General features: G+C 56.3%; 13 protein-coding genes. 11 read left to right on the top strand and 2 right to left on the bottom strand.

Features of this window, described 5'->3' with window-relative positions; genetic code table 11:
- The first annotated feature begins 14 nt into the window (after positions 1-14).
- From CFU_RS22485 to CFU_RS25625, 5 genes are all read left to right on the top strand, one after another.
- Positions 15-4,697, top strand: coding sequence for a hypothetical protein (locus CFU_RS22485; protein WP_148264919.1), 4,683 nt, complete (start codon positions 15-17; stop codon positions 4,695-4,697).
- Positions 4,698-5,110: 413 nt separating this feature from the next.
- A complete protein-coding gene (locus tag CFU_RS22475; protein ID WP_041742756.1) occupies positions 5,111-5,305 on the top strand; it encodes a hypothetical protein in 195 nt (64 codons plus the stop codon).
- 93 nt (positions 5,306-5,398) lie between these two features.
- Positions 5,399-5,917, top strand: a complete 519-nt coding sequence (locus tag CFU_RS22470; RefSeq protein ID WP_014008288.1) for a lytic transglycosylase domain-containing protein — start codon at positions 5,399-5,401, stop codon at positions 5,915-5,917.
- 27 nt (positions 5,918-5,944) lie between these two features.
- Positions 5,945-7,024, top strand: a complete 1,080-nt coding sequence (locus CFU_RS23510) for an SET domain-containing protein (RefSeq protein WP_014008287.1) — start codon at positions 5,945-5,947, stop codon at positions 7,022-7,024.
- Between the two features lie 50 nt (positions 7,025-7,074).
- Positions 7,075-7,323, top strand: coding sequence for a hypothetical protein (locus CFU_RS25625; RefSeq protein ID WP_425304680.1), 249 nt, complete (start codon positions 7,075-7,077; stop codon positions 7,321-7,323).
- A gap of 27 nt (positions 7,324-7,350) precedes the next feature.
- Here CFU_RS25625 and CFU_RS22455 read toward each other — a convergent pair whose 3' ends face one another.
- Both CFU_RS22455 and CFU_RS25320 read right to left on the bottom strand, forming a co-directional pair.
- Positions 7,351-8,124, bottom strand: coding sequence for a response regulator transcription factor (locus CFU_RS22455; RefSeq protein WP_014008286.1), 774 nt, complete (start codon positions 8,122-8,124; stop codon positions 7,351-7,353).
- A gap of 488 nt (positions 8,125-8,612) precedes the next feature.
- Positions 8,613-8,882: a hypothetical protein gene (locus CFU_RS25320; RefSeq protein WP_148264918.1), complete on the bottom strand. Its 270-nt coding sequence runs from the start codon at positions 8,880-8,882 to the stop codon at positions 8,613-8,615.
- Here CFU_RS25320 and CFU_RS22450 point away from each other — a divergent pair.
- The 6 genes from CFU_RS22450 (at position 8,881) to CFU_RS22425 (ending at position 23,291) form a co-directional block, all read left to right on the top strand.
- Positions 8,881-11,436, top strand: a complete 2,556-nt coding sequence (locus CFU_RS22450) for a hypothetical protein (protein ID WP_041742752.1) — start codon at positions 8,881-8,883, stop codon at positions 11,434-11,436. The genes CFU_RS25320 and CFU_RS22450 overlap by 2 nt on opposite strands.
- A 114-nt stretch (positions 11,437-11,550) precedes the next feature.
- Entirely contained in the window at positions 11,551-11,961 is a 411-nt protein-coding gene (locus CFU_RS22445; protein ID WP_014008284.1) for a CesT family type III secretion system chaperone, read from the top strand.
- A gap of 766 nt (positions 11,962-12,727) precedes the next feature.
- Positions 12,728-15,754 carry a sensor histidine kinase gene (locus CFU_RS22440; RefSeq protein WP_014008283.1) on the top strand — a complete coding sequence of 1,009 codons (3,027 nt, stop codon included), beginning with the start codon at positions 12,728-12,730 and terminating at the stop codon, positions 15,752-15,754.
- Positions 15,755-15,997: 243 nt separating this feature from the next.
- Complete coding sequence (locus CFU_RS22435; RefSeq protein ID WP_014008282.1) at positions 15,998-18,181, top strand: hypothetical protein; 2,184 nt, start codon at positions 15,998-16,000, stop codon at positions 18,179-18,181.
- A 583-nt stretch (positions 18,182-18,764) separates the two neighbouring features.
- Positions 18,765-19,379 carry a DUF4388 domain-containing protein gene (locus CFU_RS22430; RefSeq protein WP_041742746.1) on the top strand — a complete coding sequence of 205 codons (615 nt, stop codon included), beginning with the start codon at positions 18,765-18,767 and terminating at the stop codon, positions 19,377-19,379.
- 390 nt (positions 19,380-19,769) lie between these two features.
- The gene (locus CFU_RS22425) at positions 19,770-23,291 is read left to right on the top strand and encodes an autotransporter outer membrane beta-barrel domain-containing protein (protein WP_014008280.1); all 3,522 of its coding nucleotides are present in this window, start codon (positions 19,770-19,772) and stop codon (positions 23,289-23,291) included.
- Positions 23,292-23,424 lie beyond the last annotated feature (133 nt).

The following is a 23,424-nucleotide window of genomic DNA, read 5'->3' as shown; positions in this document are numbered from 1 at the left end:
TCTTCAATTTCCTCATGACTATCGATCGAATCAGCTCTCCATCGCCTTTGCATGTCGAAGCCACCTCCAGCCATACCGATGTGCAATCCGGGAGCGTGGCCAGGGCCCGCGAGCGTTCATCCGAGCCGGCGGCAAGCGTAGCCGGGCCGCCGGCCAGCTATATCCAGCGAGGCGTCACGGCTATCTCCTCCTTTGCGCCGCGTAACCATCTGCGGGCGCTTTCAAGCAGCGGCTGGCAGGCAGTCGCGCAGAGTAGCCAGACGTTTGATGCAGCCTGCCATGCGATCGCCAATTTCGCCGGCGCGATCTTCACCAGGTCCGCAGCCGTTCCCCTGGATGCAACGCCGACCGTACTGGACCAGGAAAAAAGCGTTCACGGCGTCACGCCGGCTCGTTTTGATCAATTCGTGAGCAAGCATCGGGCAGTGTTTTCGCCATCCGCTTCCGCCGGACGCGATTTGCGCAGTCTCAACGATGCCGCCGGTGTGTTGTTGATTCCGGCAAGGGACGGCAGATTTACCGTAATGGAAAGGCTGAAAGTGGTGGCTGACGCCGTACGCGTCAGCGATACCGGAACCGAGCAGCGTTTGTTTGTCGTGGGCTACGGCGGCAGGCCCGTCAAACTGGATGAACTGGATCGCGCGCTGGAGGAGATCAATGCCGCGCCGGGTGCCGCCATCGAGGGCAAGGGAAAAATACCGGCCGCCGAAATGGAAACACCGCTGCGCAGCGCTATCATGGCCCTGTCCGAGCGTTCACCGCTATCGGCGCGCAGAGACCGCAAGGAATCAGACGACAAGTTCATGCTGCTGCCGCCGAATCCTTCGCCGCTGCCGCGCAGAAGCACCTGGGCCAATGCGGAGCATGCCATGCCGCACGGCGTCGGGACGCGCGATAAGGAGGGGTTTTTCCCCATCTATATAGACCACAACAAGATTGAAAATCATTTGCTGATCTTCAAGAAAGAAAAGCAGGTAATACCCGGCAAGAACGAAGCAGGCCATCCGACTTCGGTCAACATGGACGGCGCGGTGCTGGCCGACATCCAGGGCATCAAAAGCATAGAGGTGATGGGGCCGGCCGGTCAGGAGATGGGCGTCAAGGGGGCCAAGTTGCGCAGCTGGATCGACCTGGAAAGCGGCCGCGCGCCGCGCGCGGATGTCACGCTGCATATCACCACCGAAGATGAAGCCGTGCATCGGCTTGTCCTGGGCGACAACGGCATCAAGATGTCGCTCATCAATCCGCAGCCGGCTCTTTCGGGAAAAGCGTCGGGCAGGGCGTTCGGCGTCGATGAGGCGGTGCATGCACGCGCCGATGTCGACGTCTATTCGTATCAGGGCCGCGATACCGGCCCGACCGGCAGCAAGGACGGCTTTCCCGATTCGGAATTGATCTTGTCGACCGGCGACAAGCTCAAGGCCGGGCCGTTGCTGAAGGGGCCTCCTGCCGCCGCCCTGGCGTCTGGCGCCGGCGGCATCAGGCGATTTACCGGCGATACGGTCGCCGACGCCGCGAGCGCTGCCACGGAAGTGCTGGCGGGACATGGGCAATCGTTGGCGAAACTGGTGCTGGGAGCGGCTACCATGGCGCCGGCGCTGGCCGGCGGCAGGGGAGCAGTCACTTATACCTTGAACCTGGCGACCAAATCCTTTGTCACTGCCGCCGTTGTGGTCGGGCTCAACGACGCGCTCAAATTTTACAAACATTCACCGAATGGCGCCATCGCGGGTGGTTCGCACGGGTTCAGCGCGGCTGGCGGACAAAGCGTCAACCCCGAAGTGCTGTTTTGCGCGATTACGTCGATGGTGGTGGTGCAGGAAGCGTTGACCCAAGTTTTTTCTTTCATCAGCAAATTCGTTCCGGCACAAACCAAGGACCGCGAAACCAAGGCCTCGGTTCTGCTGAATGATTTGCTGGTGCCTGCCATTCCGGAGTTCACCCGCCTGGTCAGCAATCTCCTCGTGCAGAAGGGTTTCGGCTTCAATCGTGGCAGCAAGGCAGATGTCGCCGGACTGCTGGCAGCCTCGCTGGTCAATGCCGGCATAGACCAGTTATGGAAAAATCGCATCGGCGAAGAAGAAAACCATCCAGCTGCGCACAGTGCAAGAGCCATTGTGCGCTTCATCAACGATATTACTTTCCGCTCCTTGGGCAATACTTATAATTCGACGAAATTCAATCCGGATACGGTTGCTGCAGATTATCGCGAAGCCATCGTGACGCGCCTGGCTACCCGTACCCTTGACAAGCTGGTGTTACCCATTGTGGCAACGGTGCTCAATGGTTTCGGCATTGTGGGACGCAATGCCGGCGCCTATGACGGCCAGATCGAGCGCGAACGCGGGTTCAATAACGCCATTTCAGTGCTGCTTGGTTTTGCCAACGACGTCGCGGCCGCCGGCGACCGGATCGGCGCCCATTTTGGCGACATCAAGAATATTCGCGACGCCATTTTTTCCGTTACCGACAGCCTCGAACATGTCAAGCAGTGGAGCAACCGCATCCTGCTGCAGCCAAAAGGGCCGATAGATGGCGAAATCGTGGCCGTACAGGACGCTATCGCGTTCCATGCGATGGAACCGCGGCAGCAACAGGAATATCTGGGACAGCTGGAACAGACGATGACAGAAATGGTTGCCAACCTGACCGCGCAGGCGGCTTCCTGCAGCAGCCGGCCCGAGCCCGGCAACATGGCGACGGCGCGGCCGGTGCAAAACAACCGTAGTCAATTGCCGCCGAAATCGGCGGCCTACATGGCCCGGCTGGACCAGGACCACGCACTGTACATGCAACAGGCGACCAAGGATATGCCCGGTTACAGCGCTTATCCGGTCAACCTCAGCTTCGACGGCAAGGCCCATCCGGCGGGCGCCGCCGCAGCGCCGTTCGGCCTGAGCGACTCGGCAAAGATTCCCAAGACGCTGACCACCTGGAGCTGGAATGCGCAAGCCTACGCGCTGCCTACTCATGCAGCGATGTTGAAAGGCCCGGGACTTGATTCCATGCGGACATCAAAGCCGGAGTTGTCGCCCGAGCTGCAGAAAAACATTACCCAGGCGGTACGCGATTACACCATCGAATCGCAATATTTTCATTATCCGCTGCGCTGGGAAACCACCGGGCAGGCCAAGCATCAGCCAGTGGTGCCAGGCATCGATTTTGTCTACAACATCATGAACAAGCCGGGCAATACCGACGGTCCGTCAAGCAGCCATCGCATGGGCGGGGAAAAACATTTCGATCCGATCGAGGCTATCCATATCAATCTGGGCGCATTGCATTCAAAAAAATTTCCCGCCATCGTGCAGCGCGCCGTGGTGACGGAGGCGCCCTACGTAGAGAGCAAAACCGCAAATACTCCCGATTGGCATGTTGCTACCGGCGACGTCGCCACGCTGACTGAAATATTATCGGCCTCGATGTCAAGCCGCCTGGCTGCCGCATTCGGGCAAGCGCTGGGTTTTGGCGCTGCGCCAAAAACACAAAATCAACGCCTGGTGATGCGCCAGCAAACAGCCCTGAATATTTCCGCCGAATCCGATCTGGGACAAGCCGAAGTGATTGTCTTGCCAGGCGCTCTATACAGCATCCGGCATGTCGACAAATCGCCGCCTAAACCGCAACTCGGGCCTGGTGAATCGCAGGATCTGAAAAAGGACATCGGCCAGGTGGTGTACATGGACAGCATCGATACCGGCAAACTGGAAAAAAGATACTGCGATTTCCTTGAGGGAAAATTAACTGCAGCAGATGATGGCGCCTCAATGGTGCATCCGGAATCAGGGCATTTCCATACTTACGATGCCAAAAGCGGGCAAGCCGTTTATATCGCGCCGACCAAGAATTATTTTCTTGGCCGGCCGCTCGAAAGTGCTTCGCCGAGCACCCAGCATGCACGCTGGCGACACCCGTATACTTCGGATTTCTCGCCGCGCACCACCAAGGACGCGATCCATGCCGCGATCTTGCGCGGCGATCCCATCGTAGCGCATCTGGACGACGCGACCAAGAATATCCATCATGAGCATTTCCGGCTATTGAATGGATACTACGAAACGCCGACGGGCATCCGCGAGGTAGAGAAAAAGGCCGCCATCCGCAAACAGGCGGCCGACATTGCCGCAGCCTTTCCCGATCATTCCGGCCAGCTCCTGACAGCCGCCGCCGGCATGCCCGGCGAAATGCTTGCCTGGACCGCCGCCAGCATGCTGCGCAAACCGATCAGCATGGTCCGGGTCGGACCCGGTCATGAAATCGACATGGATAGCCGGATCGACATCAACAAGACTTACGACAAGGTATCGCTGTTTGCAGAGCCGGCCGTCATGATAGGCGTCGGCGACGACGGGTTTTATGCGATTCGCAGCCAGGATGGCAAGCACACGGCGATTAAAATGGATGGCAGCGGAGAGGGCCACAGCGCCGGCAATCTATTGCATGTGTTTCACCGCGCCGCCTATGCCGGCGACAGGCAGTACAAGATGGCGACCGCAGCGGACGGCAGCAGCCGCCTGTCGGCCGGCCAGGCGGAAAAAAATACGGTTGACCAGTTGCTGACCAAACTCAAGGGTTTTGCGCAAACCTCTTCCTACATGGTGTGGGAACAAGCTTTAGTGGATAAATTCACAGAGCTCGGCGGCAATCCGGTTGCGCCGGCGGACCACATGGCAGCATCAGGAAAGCAAAAAGCCTGATGCGGCGGCATGCGCTTCCAGATTTTTCTCTCCAGCAGAAATGCCGAATATCCAGTTAATGCTAAGCCGCAATCCCGGTTTCGTTTTGCAATCCCTGCATTCGTGCTTGCATGCCGGTTGCGATCTCAATCTGCGATCTTTGAGTTTCATCTAACTCTTGGAGATTTATATGGGATCCCATTCCGTAACACATTCACCGCCTCCCACACACACACCTGATACGCACAAACCTGATAATGCGCATAAGCCTGACAAAACGGACAATTCCAAAAAAGATAAAAAAAAGGATGATTCCAGTAACACGGATCAGGACCAGCTGAATTCCCTGATAGTTCAATTCGCCATCTCTATCATGCAGAAATCGATACAGCAATCGAAAGAGATAAATGCGGATCTCAAGTCGGAGGATCCCGATGCGTTTTGACGGCGTCCATTCGAGACCGAATCGCCAGGTTGAATTCACTTCGATCTTCGACGAGATGACGCGGTTCGAAACCGAGCAACGGAAGTGTCGCGCCGGCGACGATCGCGTGTTGTTCATCGAGCACGGCGATCGGCTGAAAAATCGGCTGAGAAGCAAGAGCGCCGATGGCAAGACCGCCATCTGAACTGGACCGGCAGGTGACCTGGCGCGATAGCGGTCGCGTCACCTGTTTTTTTCATTCCAGTTTCATCGAAGTACATGACAGCGCAGATCAATCGTGAAGACAAAAAAAAATTATGCCGCCCGCCGCATCGGCTGGATCGTATTGTCCGGCCTGGCGTCGATGCTGCTGCCGACGGACGTTGCGCGCGCCGATTGCTTCGACGACGCGGCAATCTACCATGGCGTGAATCCGACCATATTGCGGGCAATCGCCTGGCAAGAATCGAATAACAGGGCCGATGCGATTCATGTCAATTCGAACGGCTCTATCGACTATGGCGTCATGCAGATCAACTCGGTTCATCTTGCCGAACTTGCCAAGTATGGCGTTCGCCGGCAGACCTTGCTGCAACCTTGCCAGAACGTTTACATCGCGGCCTGGCATCTGCGGCGGATGGTAAGCAAATACGGCAACAACTGGAAGGCGGTCGGCGCCTATCATTCGGAGCAGATGCTGGAACGCGACGGCTATGCGAAACGCATCCAGCGCATCGTCGCCGCCTGGAGCGATATTCCGCCGTCCGCCTCGAACCGGCTCGGTGCAGCCGATCAAAAATCAAACGTGAAACCGTAGTTCTAAAAAAGACAGAGGAGAATTGGTATGAGTGCTGTAATTTCAATTAGTGAAAACAGCGTACGCGCGTCTCGAATCGCGACAGAATGCAGAAAACTGCGCGAATATATTCATCAGCGTCTAAATGATGCCGATGAATTTTCCAGCCTGGCGGAACAACAAGAATTTCTCTTTGAAATGGTTCCGGCGCTGCGCGGCGAAATTCAGGGAATGCTCACGCCGGCAATGGGCGCGAGGTTGCAGGCCGCCGGTTTAGACGTCGATTGGGAGACCGGAGCCGAGGTAGAAGGAGAATTGACGGACGACGGGAGTAGCATCCGCTGCGAAATCATAGACAGTTTCAACGGTAACGCTGACCTCGAGCGAGCATGCGAAATGTGGTTGCTGGTCCGATACGGAGCGTACCGTCTGCGCAAGGAGTTCCAGACATTGCAAACACACTGCGCAATCGAGCGTTTGCCGTATTCGCCCGAGCTGGACGGCAGATATCCTTTTCGCGATGCCGAATCCCGGCCCGTAATGATCCGAAAAATATGGCAGTCGAAAGCCACCGCGTCGGGACAAATATATTCGCCCGAGGCAGTTTGGCCATCGATCGACCCGTTGACAACTGCGCAGGCGAGAATGGCGCGTTATCATTCGATGATTCAATGCCGGCTTGTCGAATCCAGTGACCTGCAGGACCCAAGGGAATCGAGCCTGGTCGGCGAAAGGGGCGTTTTCGCGATCCGTCCGTTGCAGAAAGGGGAGTGCGTCGGGGTTTACGGCGGCCGCCTGATGACTCCGGCGATGTATTTCATGTTGCGTTCCGACTCGTTTGCGATTTCGTCGATCTGCGGTAATGCAGTCTCGTTCCTGGATGGCGAAAATATCCTGGCGATGATGAACACTTCCCTCGAATATGACGAGTCCGGCCATTGCATCAGGCAATCTCCCGACGCTTACAACGTCGAGCCGGTGGCTTTTGACGTCGAGTCGGATATCGGCGGAAAATTTTCGATCCGTGCTTTTTTTTCCACGCGCGATATTCCAGCAGGAGCAGAACTTAGATGGAACTACAGATATTCCGATGACATGGTTCGTCAGGTTTTCGGAAAGCGGCTGTAATCCAGGCTGATCTGCGTTCAGTGCGGCTCACCGGAAAGCCGGATGGAGTGGTGGACACGAATGCCCCAGTCATTCTTAACTGCGTGGCATTACTCAATACCGCTCGAAACCTATCGGTGATTCACAGCGACCTCTATGTGGATGTGCCGCACTTCGCGGGCAAGTTCGGCGTTGAGCGCATTGATCGAGCAAATGGGGCGCACGCCGCCATCTTGCGCCCAGCCTACTTTATGGGCAACGACACCACGATCAAGGATGGCGCCCCCTTCGTTCTTATCGCGACTTTGTTTCCGAGATGATGACTTCAGGCTGACGGTCTTTGAGGGTCAGAGGATTGCAGGAATGCTCTGACCCTCACTCTCTGCCTGAACTCCGACCGAAAGCTGTTCTGGAACGGATTTTTCAGTTTGCTGCATGTCCGGAGAAATCTCAAGCTTGTAGCCGAGCGCATACACCGTCCTCAGGCTGGCTCCGGCCGCCGTGGACGACAGGCCTAGTTTCTTGCGCAGTTTGTAAATATGCTGTTCCAGCGAGCGGGCCGCAACTTCTTCTGAGTTTCCCCAGACGCTGGTAATGATCTGAGACCGGCTCAGGAATTTTCCTGGATTGGAGAACAGTAGCCATACGATGGAGAATTCGCGCGGAGTGAGGCCGACTTCGGTGCCGTTGCAGATAACCATGTCGCTTCCGCGATTCAGTACATAACCGCCGATCTGTATTCTGTCGACACGGGTGCAATGGGCCAGACGCCGCAGGGCGACGCAGACCCTCAGCCCGATCTGATCGATGTCTGCGCGGTTGACGACATCGTGTGCGCCTGCTTCGATCCAATCCTGCATCACGTTCCACGTCAGGAGCGAGGTCAATATGATCGCCGGTGTGTAAAAATCAGCGTTGCAGGTGCGCCATGAAAGCAGGCTGCTGGCCAGTTCGACAGTGTTCCTGGCGTCAAGCAGCACCAGGTCATAGATGATGGTACGCATTGCGCGCAGTATCAGCAGCTCAGTACAGTAAGCGTCTATGGTGATTGAATACTGCTCAAAGTATTGCGCCAGTTTTTGCGCTAAAACCGAATCGTCAGTCAAAATTGCAAATCGCATGCCTAATCCTCAATCGGAATCACCCTGCAAGGGTGATTGAGCATTTTTGAAATTTTCTGCTGCTGGAGAACCGGCTGCAGACGCTGGGTGATTTATCGAACGTCGGTCCCTTTCTTGCCCCGCCACGATCATTTATGGCGAAGGCAATATTCAAGAACAAAGTTGTTTTCTCTCAGTGAGTACCATTTCATGCGAAAGACGATGCATGCAGTGCGAATTTTTCCGGATTAATTATCTAATAGACAACTCTCATGCGTAGAAATCCATATTGAATGTGCTTGCTGGATTGTTATAGTTGCCAGGTTTCAACATAATTTCAATCAGATATTCCTGAATTACAGGTAGGCATTTCCTTCATCGTTGCCTGAATAGCTACGAAAATCGGGCGATTTGCACAAAATGAAGAGCCAGTGGGCCTTCCTTACCCCCGTTTGCGCCAGATTTTATAGAGCCGTCGCCGCAAATAAACATGACGATATGAGAATTTTTCAGGGTTTTCGAAAAATTTCGTAAGAGTGAACCGTGGTTCGTGCCGCCACAAAAATGATTGCGTCCAGCATGTAATCTGTAATCGTCAAAAAAAAGAAAACCATCATGCATATTCCTTCATCCACAAACAAATCGGCAGCTGTCGACGATGCTGCGCCACATGAGCGATCCGAAGCAATCGATAAAGCAGATCCCCGTTCTGTGCGACGCTCGTTGAGCGAGCCCAGCGCTGCCTTGAGAGTTCTGGGGCCGTTGCGCAATTCGAGCATGGACGCTACTGGCCGTCCAGCCGGAGAGGAAGCGGATGCCGGCGCGATATCACAACGATCGAGGCTGTCGGCGAATAACCTAAAACCTCCTGTCGCTATTCACGCTACGTTCGACCAGGGGCGTACCGCCGGCATTCGTCCGAGATCGGCAGGCGACCTCGGCGCGCTTGAGAGTCGCGCTAAGAACAATGACGCGCCTAAAGTGCTGCCGCAACAAATGCATGATATTGCGTCCAGCTCCGGTTCGGTCGGGCCGCATGCCATTATCCGCAATGAAGAAATTACGGTGGAAAATGCTCCATCTCGTATAGCTCCGCTCGGCGAAGCCGGGAATGCCACGGTGATCGATATGCCGAGCGAACACGAGCTGCATCGAGACTTGCTGGCGCATAGCAAGGCCTTTGTCGAGGAGGACAGGATTGTATTGAATCCAGAGCACGTCCAGGCATTCATCGAAACTCGGGCGCAGGCGCTTAAAACAGGTGACTGGACCCAGGCAAAACTATGCTTTAACACGATGCTGAATCTGGACCAGGAGAGCATGGACGCAGGGTTCAGGGAGGGTGGAAAAGCGTATTCCTGGCGCAATGCCCCAGCCTCGATAATGTCCTTGCTGCCCACCATTTGCACCTTCAAGGCGCATGGCAAGGCGCCAGTTCCTGCGCGGAACTGGGCGGCGGGTTATTTTGGCAGCGTGATGGCGGCTTCCACGGTCAGCAGCTTGGTAAATACCTATACCTTGCTGCATGTAACACCCTACCAGGATATGGCTTTTCGAAACGCGGCCGATATTGCCCCGGAATTGAATACCCCGACATTCGACAAGATCGAAACGGAATTGAAGCAGGTGCTGCAGCATGTGCAGGACGAATCTCCCAGACTGCAGGAGTTGTTAACACGTTCCGTCGCAGATCCCGAAAATCACGAGCTCAGGGAGGCGGCAAATCATGCTGTAGATGAAATTGCAAAGACGCTCGATCACGCCATCAATCATTACACCACGCGCTGCCAGCTCAATCGCGTCTATTTCGAGGGGCTGCACCGGCAATCATGTTTGCAGACACTCAAATTCTACGGCAATCTTTTGGCCGGGTGGGGCGGCTATATCGCGAAGGATCCGCGTGTCGCGGCCGGCATCCAGATAGCAACGTCCGTCTCGCAGCTGGCGTTGCAGCGACTGGTCGCGCCATCCGACGAGGTAGACAAGCAGAATCTGATGATTGATCTGAAAATGCTGACGGCGGATGATCCGGGCAAGTTCAAGGAACTCATGCGAAGCCCGTTGCAGATACGGGTAAAGACACTGGATCAGATATTCACGGGACAGGTCCGAGAACTGGAGCAGCAGATTGCAGATACATTGCATATGGGGGCGAACGGACCGAACGATTGGCGAACTCACGTAGGACTGAAGGATCGAGCAGAACATCCGGCGCGGCTGGCAGCAGTGAGCGCTATCAGAAGCGCCGCTTTTGAATCCCTGGGAGCCGCTGCCAAGGGCGTGGTTCAGGCGCTCGAGATCGAATTGGCGTCCGCCATAGACATCCGAGATTATGAGCGCGTGGACGAGTTGCATGCGGTCCTTGCGGGTACATTAAAGATCGACGCCGGCATACTCAAGACGCATACCAGCCTTCAGGCTCAGGCGAACAAGTTGCCGCCGTTGAGCGATGAAGAGCAAGGGCAGCTGGCGCAACTGGGCAACAAGATCGAGACGGCGTCGGCCAAGTTGCCGGATAGCCAGAAAAGCAAATTCAATATGCTTGTCTCTGCCTGGGAGTCAACCCGCCATGATCCTCAGCACGTACGCGAGGGGCGGTTCACGGAGGTTTCTGACTACAACGACAACAAACGTACTGTCCATGACGGCATGCAAGTCACGGAACGCACGAATTTGTTCGAACTCTCGCCGGAATTCAAAGTGGGATTCATCAAGGCCGGCAACACGCGCAGCGGATTGCCGGACGAGGTCTCCGCGACATACGGTGCGGCGTCGTGGCGGGCATTTCAATTAGGAGTCGCGGGCATCAATGGGTCATTGATGATCAATTCGCTGCTGGGCCTGGTCAGTGCGCAAAAGAAGACCCACGATCCGACCTACCAGGAACCTCTTTGGGAACGATACCTCTCCCTAGGTATCACCATGAGCGCGGTGCTGGTCAATGTTGCTGCCGCATATCAGGTTGCGAATGCCAAAACCAAGCCGCTGGGAAAATTATGGGGGCAGGTCGCTTCCGGACCGACATCGTCCATATCGGAAACCGTTTATCAAAATAATAAACTGGACGAGCGGCGCAAAATTCGCGAAGCGACAGCAAAGGGAGCGTACCCCTATGTCGGCGTCAGCGTTAAATCACTCTCTACTTATTGCCTTGGTGCGCTCAAGCTGGGTTTCAAGGGCATGGCTTTTATGCCGCGGGACGGAATTGCCGCCTTAAAGGCGAGGGCGGCATTCGAAAAAGCCGCCGGAAAGCAGAAAGAGCTGGAGCGCATGAAAAATGGTCTGGCACGACCCGATCAGGCCTTAAATATCGCCGATGACGCGAGAGACTGATCTATTGCGCATGACATCCGTGAGTCGCCGCTGCCGCTGATTCCAGCGCCGGCTTGAAGCCGGATTGCGTCCACGGACGGTCGATAATTTCCTACAAAAGAACTGGAGAAACATATGGCATCCGAAAATTATCGGAAACTGATAGATGAAGTATGTGCGATCGCAAGAATCGCAAATCCCAAGCTGTTTTATACGACTGCCGATCTGACCGTCGATGGCGTTAATTTCACATTGATCGACGGCAGCACCGAACAAGAAGAAGGCTTGGCCCTGTACTGCGATTTTGGTGCGCTGCCGGTAAAAAATCGCGCCGACGTCCTGGAACGGTTACTGGAAATAAATTTGACGATGCATGGCGTAAATACGCCGGTATTCACGATCAACTTCGAAACTCGTCATGTTCTGCTGGCGCAGCGCATTCCTGTCGGGCAGATATCGGCGCTTGACCTGATGAATACCTTGTCGGAGTATTCAGCGCATTCGAAGGCATGGCGCAAGACTTTTTATCTGCATGAAGCCAGATAGTCAATGCAGTCAATTGACAATGCCTGACTTAAATCAGCAATTCGATTTCTCTTCTTGGCGTCGCTCTTATAGAGTCCGTGACTGCTGACCCCGCCGGCGCTTACCGTGCCGCCGTTCCGCACCCTTATGTTTGCACCGTTGCGCAGCTGAGCTGATGGCGCTGGCATCGCCGACCGCGATCCGGGTCCCTTTTCCGACTATGATCGTTCTGCCGCCTTTGGCCGCCAGATTGTCTTGGCCAATTGTCGTCGGCCATGGATTCGTCGCAATGGCGTCACAGGTTTGTTGAACTGCCTGAAGTATTGCAAACTGCAGTTGCGGGTTTCATGCAGAGGACGGGCATCAATAGAAGATACGGCTGAAAGCGCAAAACTATAGTGGACGGGATGAGACATGGTTGTTTTATTTTATGAAGTCGGTATGCTCCAAGATTCGTTGGCGGGAAGGAAGCAAGGTATCAGGAAGTCTTGATTTTTATAGGGATTCAGGCAGTTCACCGTAGGAATTTCCCTATGATGTGAGCCGTGCCGATCGCAGCCCGTATCTTTCTTCGTCGTGCCGTCATTGCGTATAGGTTACGGCAGCGGCTTGAAGAAGGCCCGCTGGTAGTTGAAAGTGCGATTTCCTGATTGCATTCGTTTCGCAGCCTCAAAATTCATTATAAAAATTCGCTGCTCCGCACGAAGCATTCCTTTCCTTGGCATGCTCGATGATTTTTTGGAAATTCCTTAAACCATTGATTTAATTTCGCAATAGCGTCTAGAGAATGCCAGAACAATCTGAAATGACAAAAATTCCGCGCCGCTGGCTGGGAGTTGTCGTACTTCTGTGCCAAATCTTTCTCTCGATGCCAGCAATTTGTCAGCAACTGCCATTGCGCTATTACGGCCAAGAGGACGGACTGCGCAATCTCGGCGTTACCGCTCTCGCCCGGCAAGCCAACGGTTATATCTGGGTCGGCACGGAAAACGGCTTGTTTCGCTATGACGGTACGCGTTTTCAGCGGTTTGATATAAGCGACGAGCCCGGCGCCCTGTATATCGCCGCGCTGCATGTCGATGCAAGCGACCGCTTGTGGGTCGGGACATTGAAAGGCTTGTATCAGTTGCGGGGGCAGCAGTTCGCGCCCATGCGGTTTAAAAATGCGGAATTTGCTTTCCATTGGGGCCAGGTTTTTGCTCAGTTCGGCCCGGACCGTTTGCTGGTGTTAAGCAATGAGCGCATATGGCAGGTCACTTCTGCGGACGGCGGAGCGACCTGGCAGGCGCGACAGTTTTTCAGCGCGGAGCAGTTGCTGCAGCGTCCGGAGATGCAAGCTCTGCACAGTCTGCATGTCGGGCCGAAGGGGGATTTGTGGATGGGATGCGAGCATTCGCTATGCCATTACGACCAAGGCAAGCTGGCCGTTCTCGGCAAGAAGGATGGCCTGCCTGCCAAGCAATGGGGCGCCTTGCTGCACGACCGGCAAGGAACATTGTGGCTGCGCGGCGAAAAACAGGTATTTGCATTGCCGGCCGGCAGCGGAGTGTTCCTGAATCGCTCGCCACCGCGGGACGAACAAAAGAAACAAGAACGCGTTCCTCTGCTCGCCGAAGACCATAACGGCATGATTCTGAGCCAGCAAGATAGCGGCCTCATCCGTTGGGATGGCCGGGCCTGGCAATCGTTCGCCGAAGGCAACGGACTGAATGTGAGCGACGGCATCAGCGCCATCCTGGAGGGAGGAAACAACGGCCTCTGGCTGGGATCGGCCGGGCGTGGCCTGATTCATTGGCTTGGCTATCCCGACTGGGAAAACTGGACCTCGCGGCAAGGATTGCCTCACAATATTGTATGGTCTTTTTTGCGCGATCAGGCTGGCCAGCTTCATGTCGGCACTCGCTCCGGATCGGCCGTACTGCGGAAAACCGGCGGCTTCGCCATTTTGCCAGGCCGTTACGGCGGCAGTTCGCACGAGTGGATCAGCATGATCGAAGATGGCAAAGGGCGCGCCTGGGCCACGACACTTTCAGGAACGCTGGTGCGCCGAGAGCCTGGTGCTGCCCAAGACACGCTGATTGCCAAACTGCCCGTGAGCAATGGCATGTTCTTCGACAGATCCGGGCAGCTCTGGCTGAACACCCAGCGCGGACTGTATGTCATCAGGCATCCTGATGTAGCTAGCGTGCCGCTGCCGGTGGCGGAAATATCGGCGGTGACCGGCGCCAAGGACGTCAATGTTTTCCACGGCTGCCAAAGCACTTCTGGCGTGCTTTGGTTCGTTTCCGACAAGGGCCTGCTGCGTTACGACGGCAAGGAATGGAGCAATCCCCGCTTTGCCGGACACGGCACTCCTCGGGGAGAGTTGAACACCATTGCCTGCTCGAGGACGGGTAACCTGTGGCTGGCCAGCCTGGATGCAGGACTCTGGCGCGCCACGGAACAGAGGGGCACGTTGGCTATCCAGGACATTACTCCCCCTCTGCTGCAAAAACAAAGCGTCCTGGCGCTGCTTGAAGATAGCCGCGGCTGGCTGTGGGTTTCCAGCGACGCGGGTGTCGCTGTATGGAATCGCAATCAATGGCGGTTTTTCAACCAGCAAAGCGGCATGGTCTGGAACGACAGCAATACCGATGCGCTGTATGAAGATGACGATGGTTCGATCTGGATAGGAACCAGCAATGGCGCATCACATATCCTGCGGCCGGAGTCCCTGTTTTTGCCGCTTTCCCTGAATGTGCTGCTGGAAAGCATCACCGGCGACGGCCGGCAACTTCCTCCGGACCAGCCGGTTCGTTTGCCGTGGGCGTCCGGCGCGCTGAATTTCAGGTTCGCAGCGCTTTCGTTTCAGAATCATGAGGCAATCGAATTTCATTATCGAATGAAAGGCCTGGAGCGGGAGTGGTCGCAGACCGCCGCCCCAGAAGTACGCTACTCGGCTTTGCCGCCCGGAAGTTATCGCCTTCAGGTCACGGCAGAGAACGTTGCCATGGAGACGACTTCCCCGGTAGTCGAAACTGAAATAGTGATCCTTGCGCCTTGGTGGCGGACCACGTTTTTTTATTATGTCTGCGGCTTGCTTTTGCTGCTGGTGCCATTCTTGTGGCAGCGCCATCGGATCCGCCGATTGCTCGCCCGGCAACGTTTGAAAGAGCAATTGGCGCGTGAGCGCGCCTATGAACTCGAACAATCGCGAGAAGAGGAGCGCAAACATCTGACGCGCGAAATTCACGATGAGCTCGGTCAATACCTTTCAGCGATGCGCATGGGAGTATCAGTGATCGGTATCGAATTCGGGGACAAGAATCCGGAATTGCAAGGAAAGGTTCAGCGGCAAGTGTCGCTGGTCGACAGCACCATCAAGATCGCGCGCAACATTGTTTCTGCATTGCGTCCGAGTGCGCTGGATATGGGAATGGTGCCGGCGCTGGAATGGCTGGCGAATGAATTTTCCGAAAACACCGGTATTCGATGCGTTTTGCAAATCGATGAAAAAACAATCGTCCTGGACGAGAGACGAGCGACAACTTTTTTCCGCATTGTGCAGGAATCCCTGACCAATATCGGTCGCCATGCACAAGCCAGCCAGGTGGAAATCCGGCTGAATAGGAAAGATGCGCAATATCTGCTGGAAGTGCGCGACAACGGAAAGGGTTTTGACCCTCTCCTGCGCAAGAAAAATTCATTCGGCCTGATCGGCATCCGGGAGCGGGCTTTCATGCTCGGCGGCAGTGTCGACATCGTTAGCGTACCCGGCGCCGGCACCACTATCCAGGTTCGGATTCCGGTCGAAGATGCCGGCAAGGCCAAATGAGCCGGGTTCGCCAATTGAAATAGTGCTTCCGATGGCGTCCGTCAGGCAATCCGTTTTGAGTGATCGCCAACCATCTTCGGAACAGGCGTTTCCATTTCGCAGCGGCGAATTACCTTGGACACTTGCTTGGCAATAATCCTCCCAAACGCCATTCGCGCGAGGGCGCAGATTTTTCATCCATGATGTCTATCGTTCGGCCGACGTTTCCCATAAACGCCCATATACCTTGTCGGGAGAAACGCAATGCAGAGCGGAAAAATCGGTGATCCTCACGTTCCCGTCCCCTCGGAACCGGTTATCGCTGAGCAGAAAGAAAGCGGCGCCAATGCCGGCCAGCGTTCTGGCGCGCGCGGCCGGCAGCGCACAGGATTGCCGATGGTAGCGGAAGGGTTGCCCCGTCCGTCGGCGCACCAGGCGCAGACGCGGCCGGCATCGTCCGGACGGTCAAGGCGCAGCGGAACGCTGCCGCCGGCTCCGGCGGCAGCGTCACACGGCGCCGTGAGCGCCGGGGAACACGAGATAGCGGTGGATAAGGCACTGAAATATGGCGTAACTTGGCAGGGACTGGTGAATGGTTCGATGACGCAGGTGTCGCAGCGATTGCGGCTTGCCGAATCTGGCGTCAAATCCGCCGACTCCGGCCTGGCAGGACTGGAGGGGCTGAAAGGAAAAATCGCGGATGACCAGTACCAAGGAGCAAAAGGCGCCTTGCACGTGCGCCGCGCCCAATCGGCCGAGTACGGCATCAGCACCAGCTCGGATCAGGTTGCCCAATGGTCCTGGAACGGCGCCCAAGGGTCTGCGTCTGACGATGGCGGGGAGCAGATCGGCACGCAGGAAGAGTTGACCGCCATGGATCGGGCGCTCGCCGAGCTGCAGGGCTTTCGCGAGGTGGTTGTGAAGCATGGCGGCGTCCTGCGCGAATTCGTCCGCCAGTGCGAACAGCCTGCGGCGCCTGAGAATATGCTGATACAGCTGTCTGCTATCAAATCCGGCGCGGCCGCAGGCAGGAAAACGCTGTTGGAAATCGCCGGTAAGGCAATTACGGTCAACGTCGATCGTCTTGTCATGCTTTGCCTGCGTTCCGGCGGCATGGCCTCCATGCATCTCATGCCGCGCGTGATGGAACTCCTGAACGCCATATCCAAGCGAAGCAGCGATACCGAGCAGGCGATAAGAATCCTTGAGCGGGGTGACGAACTCAGTCCTGCGAAGCGCACGGAATATCAGGCACTCGCCGCCGCATATGCCGACCAGCTTAACGCCGCGGGAGAGCTTTTTTGTCTGGACGCCGCCAGTACGCTGGAAATGAGCGACAACTCCGGGATCTGGCAACATTCTCTGGAGATGGCGCATGCCATTTCAGCATATCAAGCATGCTTGCGCGAGGTATGCGAGCCGGATGACAGCGCTACTCCTTCCTCAGCGTTACCGGAAGCAATGCCCGAGTATTCGGCGAGTTCGTCGGCGCATATGCCGGCGTCGTCGACTTCTACGAGCGCTCCGGAGCGCACGGACAAGGCGGCATCAGGCAAGGTGAGGAAGTCGCACGGGCGCGGCAAGCAGCTGCAGAAGCAAGCCGTTCCGCGGCCGTTGCCCGCCGTGGCATTGGTGTCTCATGCAAAAGTCAATACTGTGGTCTCGGCGCCGCCTGCTGAAATTCTTGCCCAGTCTCCGCCTTTGGCGCTGCATGACGGTCTCCAGGGCAAGATCGAGCGGACCTTGAGAAAGTATCCGATCGACCTCGATGTTGCGAAGAGCCTGGGCGGAGATGTCATCGCCATTGCACGGTCGATAGAGAAAAACACGAGAGGCATTGAGATGCTGAACGGTCCGAAGGACGATCCAATGATTGCAGCTGACTTCGTCCGTTCGTCAGCGCAAAACTGGTTCGGCGATATCGGCCGTCTGCGCGCGACGAGCGACGAGGCACGCAAGTCTCCGGTGATCGATAAGGCCACCGTCGAATTGCTGGGGAGCCGCTTGCAGGCGCTGGAAATAATTCACCAGGGCATGGACGTTCGGGAAGGGGATGCGCTCAAGGTCCACAAATTTCCCAAGGGAAAACACGTGAGCCGCTTGCTGCAATTGGGCCAGATTGAAAGCGTGCGCCCCCCGGTTCAATTGCCGTCGGATAAAGACACACTCTACGAAATACGCATCCAGCCCAAGCCATTGTCCAGCGGCGAGCGCGCGCCGCCGGTATTCCTGCACCTGCATAGCGACAAATACGTCCCTAGCGAGGAAGTATTGAAGCTGCCGCTTCGTGGGTTCACGGCAACCCATTTGAAGACGAATGAACAAAAGAACCTGGGGCCAAAGCATGAAGCAATGTCACGCGCATTGCATAAGTACGACGAAAAGATCCATCGCGGTACTGTCACGTCGGCGTTGCTTGACGAGTTGCGGGATTGGCTTCACGCTTAGGCGCCGGCCGGAACGGCCGCACCTGCATTGCACTGCTGCGTGTTCTGATTTTCAGAATCCGGCTTTGCAATGGATGGAAGGTAGCTTGCAACGCAGGGGCATTCTTGTCGTCTTCAACCAAATTTCTCTATCCCATCGGCAGTGCCAGTGGACCGTTACAGTTCACTGGCGCTTCTCCCGCATGGTTATGCCGAGGTTCGTGCTCGTGCCATAAATCTCTTCAGGGCCCGGGTATTGCAGCAGGCGATTATTACGCATCAATGCCATCAAGATTGATAAGTAAGGAATTCCTGACTATGGCCACTGCTGTCCTTACATGAAGATAGCGATTTCCTGATATGCCCACTCTCTAAGTTTGATTACCATTTCTATTTGACAATAATAATATCGCTTGATGTATTTGGCGGGCTGGGGAGCCTGCTGATTATTGCCAAAAACGTACTGCGCCTTCGACCATCAATGCCAATCCAAGGGAGGACTCATGTTTTCCGTACAGATTCAATCGTTGCATGTAAAAAAATTCTAAGCAAAGTTTATCTTTGGGCCTATTGCGCCGGCAAGTATTTCCATTTTCGGAGTGTGGATGGCAATCTGGGGTCGACTGTCGGATTTTTCGTTGCATGCCGTGCTTAGCAGCGTTGGAAAATATCGTTCCGGCGTGATTCATGTCGATTTAGGCGAGGGCAGTCAATATCATTTGCACGTTTCAGAGGGAGTATTAACCGCGCTGCTAATAAATGCAGACGGCATCGGTGATCCGGAGCTGGCCAAGGCTGTGGTAGCCAGGTTATGCCTCTCCGCTGGCGGGACGTTTCGCTACCTGCGGATGGATGCCACGCCGCTGCGTAGGGATTTTCATTTGGGTCTGAATGAATTGGGCAATATATCTTCTCGCCAGGAAGCGCCATCTCAAAAACCGCTGCTTTCCGTTTTTCATCATCGCGGTATGAAAAGACTGTTGCCGCATGCAGACATTTGCTTTCGTTTAAATCGGAATGACTATGCGATGGACAATTACGTGCTGCAGCGGTTCCTGGACCGCTCCGTTCAGCAGCTGATAGTTGGCGTGAGCGCCTCGGCGCTGGCTGAGTTACTGAACGACGACGTGGAGAAGATACGTTTCTATTTTTATCGACTCATAGAGATGGCTGTGATTATTCAAGTGAACTGCGCGGAAACAAAAGCCTGCAGCGAATAGCCAGCCGCACCTGGCCGGATTCCGCGGTGCGCTGCCGCCCAGCGCCTTCAGCTTGACCACGCGTATCCGCAATTACCAGGCGCCTTCCAATAGGAACATCTGCGCTGCGATTGTTTCTCTGATCGATGCCTCCCATGGAGCAAAAAAATAACAGGGGTCTTGAGGCTCCGCCGCGCTATTTGCGCAGCCTGTGCCGATGTCAGCATATGTTGTTTTTTGTTGTGCGCAAATGTCAAATATTGTCACACATTGGCTTTGGGCAATGTAATTCTTGGACAATAGATTGTTAAATAAAAATCCAACTCGAAGGTATTTTTACGGATTTTGAAAATTCAAATGTTAAATATCATATTGTATTGTTAATTTTTCAATTGGGAGCTATAAATAAAAATGTTAAAACTTCAAACGGCAATAAAAATAACTCATCCTGTTCGCTACCGCCTGGTCCTTTCTGCAGCCTCTTCACTTGTGCTAATACCTGCGCTGAGTGTGGTGCCCGGAACGGCCTACGCAGCCTGCAACACCGCTGGACAAATCACGACCTGCGATGCCAGTGCGCCCAATCCCTGGGTGACGACAGTGGGGGCCGGCAATGTGGCAGCCGAGAATGGCCGAACCGTCACGATCGGTACAGGCAGCCAGCTCGCGGTCGGCGATGCCAATGCCATCAGCCTGCGCGACAATGCGAACGTCACGGTCCAGAACGGCGCTACGGTGAGCGCCAAGGGGGTTGGCAACAGTGGCTTGTACAACACCGGCGCCAACACGGTCGAATTCCGCAACAACGGCACATTGACAGTCGATCAAGGAGGCCAAGTCCTCGCGACCGGCCCCCAAGGCAGTGCGGAAGCCGTCAATCTGCAAGGCAGCGGCAATGTCATCACCAACAATGGCACGATCAAGGCAGATAACGCCGCCGCCATCTGGTTCCAGAATACGAATGGCCTGAACACGATCGTCAATAATGCCACCGGGATCATCCAGGCGCCAGGCAATGTGATCGGCGCATCGGGGAACGGTGCGGTCGACTTTACCAATAAAGGACAGGTCATCGGCAACCTCGTTTTTGCTGGTGGCGATGATACCTTGCGACTCTATACGGGATCGGTCATTACTGGCAACTTCAATGGCGGCGGCGGCAATAACACTATCTTCCTGAGCGGCGCCGGAAGTTCGTCGCTGTCCGGCAACATGAGCAATTTTTCGTCGCTTATCAAAAACGATACGGGAACCTGGACGCTGACCGGCACCATCACGGGGGCAACTGTCGCGGAGGTTCAACAAGGGACACTGGCGCTCACCGGCAACAACAGTGCGTATACCGGCAAGATGACCGTCGATGCGGCCGGCACGCTTGAAGCGCGGGCGCAGAGTCTGCCGTCCAGCATCATTGACAATGGCCTGGTGCGCTTTGTGCAGCCCGACAACGGCACTTATGCCGGCCTCATTTCAGGCACCGGCGCAGTCGAAAAGACCCAGGGCGGCACACTGGTGCTGGCGCCGACAGCTTCCGGCGGCAATACATATTCCGGCGGCACCACGCTTACCGGCGGCACCGTTGCCGCTGGCGCCGACAACGCACTCGGTGCAAACACCGGCAGTCTGACATTCAACGGCGGCACGCTTCAGCTTCTGCAGAGTTTCGATCTCGCCAGTACGCGTGCGGTAACCATCAATGCGCCGGGCGGCACCATCGACACGCAAGGATTTGCCTCCACGCTGATGCAAGGCATGACTGGTTCCGGTAGCTTCAACAAGGCGGGCGCCGGCAGCCTGACCCTTGCAGGCAGCAATACCTATACCGGCGGCACGACGATTGCGGCGGGTACGCTGCAGCTGGGTAACGGCGGCACGACCGGCAGCATTGTCGGCGATGTCGTCAATAATGCCTCTCTTGTCTTTAACCGCGCCGACACGCTGCTGTTTCCCGGGACGATCTCAGGCACGGGCTCGGTTAACCAGGCCGGCAGCGGCGCCACGGTGTTAACCGGGAACAGCACCTATACCGGCGGCACGACGATTTCGGCCGGTACGCTGCAACTAGGCAACGGCGGCACGACCGGCAGCATCGTGGGCGATGTTGCCAATAACGGTACGCTGGTCTTCAATCGTTCCGACGACGTGACTTTCCCTGGCACGATTTCCGGTACCGGCTCTGTCACGCAGGCCGGCGCCGGCATGACCGTGCTGAATACGGACAATCCCTACAGCGGAGGAACGATGGTCGCAGCCGGAACGCTGGCAGTGGGCGACGCGACGCACGCAGCGGCGGCATTGTCCGGCGGCGGCAATACGACCGTCGCCTCGGGCGCCACGCTCGGCGGCTACGGCAGCGTCACAGGATCGGTAACCAACAACGGCACCATTGCGGCGGCCAATGCTTTGCCTCAATTTTCCGGCTCGGGCAACGGCAGCTTTACGATCAACGGGCCATTGACCAACGCCGGCCTGCTGCAAATCGGCGGCCAAGGGGTTGGCAACCGGCTCAACGTTGTCGGCAACTATGTCGGCCAAAAGGGCAGCATCGCCCTCAACACCTTCCTCGCAGGCGATGGCGCGGCATCTGACCGGTTAGTGATCAACGGCGGCGCCGCCAGCGGTTCGTCCAGCTTGCGCATCACGAATGTCGGTGGTCCTGGCGCGGCCATCGTCGCCGATGGCATTGAGGTGGTGCAGACCGTGAACGGCGCGACGACCACGGCAGACGCATTTGCACTTGCGGCGCCGGTCAAGGCTGGCGCCTATTCTTACTATCTTGCCAAGGGTGGCGTGTCCAGCGGCACCTCGGAAAACTGGTATCTGCGCAATACCGTAGTGCAAACGCCTACTCCGCCCGTAGTTTTGCCTCCAAGCACGCCCACAGGTACGCCTCCGACTGTGCCGCCGACTGTGCCGCCGACCACGCCACCGGTTACTCCAGCGGACCCGGCGCCCACAGCCGGCTCCGGAGCAATTCCGCTGTATCGCCCCGAAGTCCCCATCTATACGGAAGTTGCCAGCGTCGCCCGGCAAGTCAATATCCAGCAACTCGATAATTTCCATGACAGGCAAGGAGAGCAATCGCTGTTGACCGAGAACGGCGATCTGCCGGCGGCCTGGGGCCGTGTCTGGGGCAGCCGCACCAAGCAACGCCAGGATGGTACTGTCTCGCCGCAATTCGACGGTTCAATGACGGGAATACAGGTCGGCCACGACATCTATGCCGATACCGACGCCAGCGGCCAACGCAATCATTACGGTCTGTTTGCAGGCTTTGCGCATGCCACCGGCAAGGTCAACGGTTTTGCGATGGCGGTGCAGAATCTGGATGTCGGCAACCTGGCCATCGATGCATACAGTCTGGGCGGCTACTGGACCCACGTCGGCCCGAGCGGCTGGTACACGGATGCCGTGCTGATGGGAAGTTCACTGTCGGCGGATCCGCGCTCGCACGATGGCGTGGGCGCGCACACGCACGGCAGCGCCCTCGTCGGATCCATCGAGGGCGGCCTGCCAATGCCACTGGGGGCGGAGGTGACCATCGAGCCTCAGGCGCAAGTGATCTGGCAAAACCTGTCGCTGAATGACTTGAATGACGGTGTGTCGGCGGTGGGTTTCAACAACGGCAATGCCTTCCTCGCCCGCCTCGGCGTGCGGTTGAAAAGCCGTTTTGAAACATCGGCAGCGATTTGGCAGCCATATCTGCGCCTGAACCTGCTGCGCAGTTTCGGTTCTCATGACAGCACCACCTTTGACGGCACTACAGTGATTTCGAACGGGTCGAATCAGACTGCGGGCCAGCTCAACGCCGGCCTGGTCGCCACGATCAACAAGTCGACCAGTGCGTTTATGACCGTAACCTACACCACCAACCTCGGCGGAGCGCAACAGCGCACGGTGATGGCGGATGCCGGCATGCGCTGGAGCTGGTAAGCATGGCGGCAATGCCTTGCGTCTCTTCATGCCGGCGCGGAACGGGTGATTTTCAGGTGGTTTAATGTGCCGTAATGAGGATGCATGATGGTGAAAGTGAATCATTCACTTTCACCATTTTTTTTGCATTTGA

The sequence above is a fragment of the Collimonas fungivorans Ter331 genome, assembly GCF_000221045.1.
Taxonomy (GTDB): Bacteria; Pseudomonadota; Gammaproteobacteria; order Burkholderiales; family Burkholderiaceae_D; genus Collimonas; species Collimonas fungivorans_A.
This window is presented reverse-complemented; position numbering and strand designations above follow the sequence as displayed.

Coding starts and splice junctions, on each gene's coding strand:
- CFU_RS22485 (WP_148264919.1), top strand. CDS start 15: ATGACTATCGATCGAATCAGCTCTCCATCGCCTTTGCATGTCGAAGCC.
- CFU_RS22475 (WP_041742756.1), top strand. CDS start 5,111: ATGCGTTTTGACGGCGTCCATTCGAGACCGAATCGCCAGGTTGAATTC.
- CFU_RS23510 (WP_014008287.1), top strand. CDS start 5,945: ATGAGTGCTGTAATTTCAATTAGTGAAAACAGCGTACGCGCGTCTCGA.
- CFU_RS22455 (WP_014008286.1), bottom strand. CDS start 8,124: ATGCGATTTGCAATTTTGACTGACGATTCGGTTTTAGCGCAAAAACTG.
- CFU_RS22450 (WP_041742752.1), top strand. CDS start 8,881: ATGGACGCTACTGGCCGTCCAGCCGGAGAGGAAGCGGATGCCGGCGCG.
- CFU_RS25320 (WP_148264918.1), bottom strand. CDS start 8,882: ATGCTCGAATTGCGCAACGGCCCCAGAACTCTCAAGGCAGCGCTGGGC.
- CFU_RS22445 (WP_014008284.1), top strand. CDS start 11,551: ATGGCATCCGAAAATTATCGGAAACTGATAGATGAAGTATGTGCGATC.
- CFU_RS22440 (WP_014008283.1), top strand. CDS start 12,728: ATGCCAGAACAATCTGAAATGACAAAAATTCCGCGCCGCTGGCTGGGA.
- CFU_RS22435 (WP_014008282.1), top strand. CDS start 15,998: ATGCAGAGCGGAAAAATCGGTGATCCTCACGTTCCCGTCCCCTCGGAA.
- CFU_RS22430 (WP_041742746.1), top strand. CDS start 18,765: ATGGCAATCTGGGGTCGACTGTCGGATTTTTCGTTGCATGCCGTGCTT.
- CFU_RS22425 (WP_014008280.1), top strand. CDS start 19,770: ATGTTAAAACTTCAAACGGCAATAAAAATAACTCATCCTGTTCGCTAC.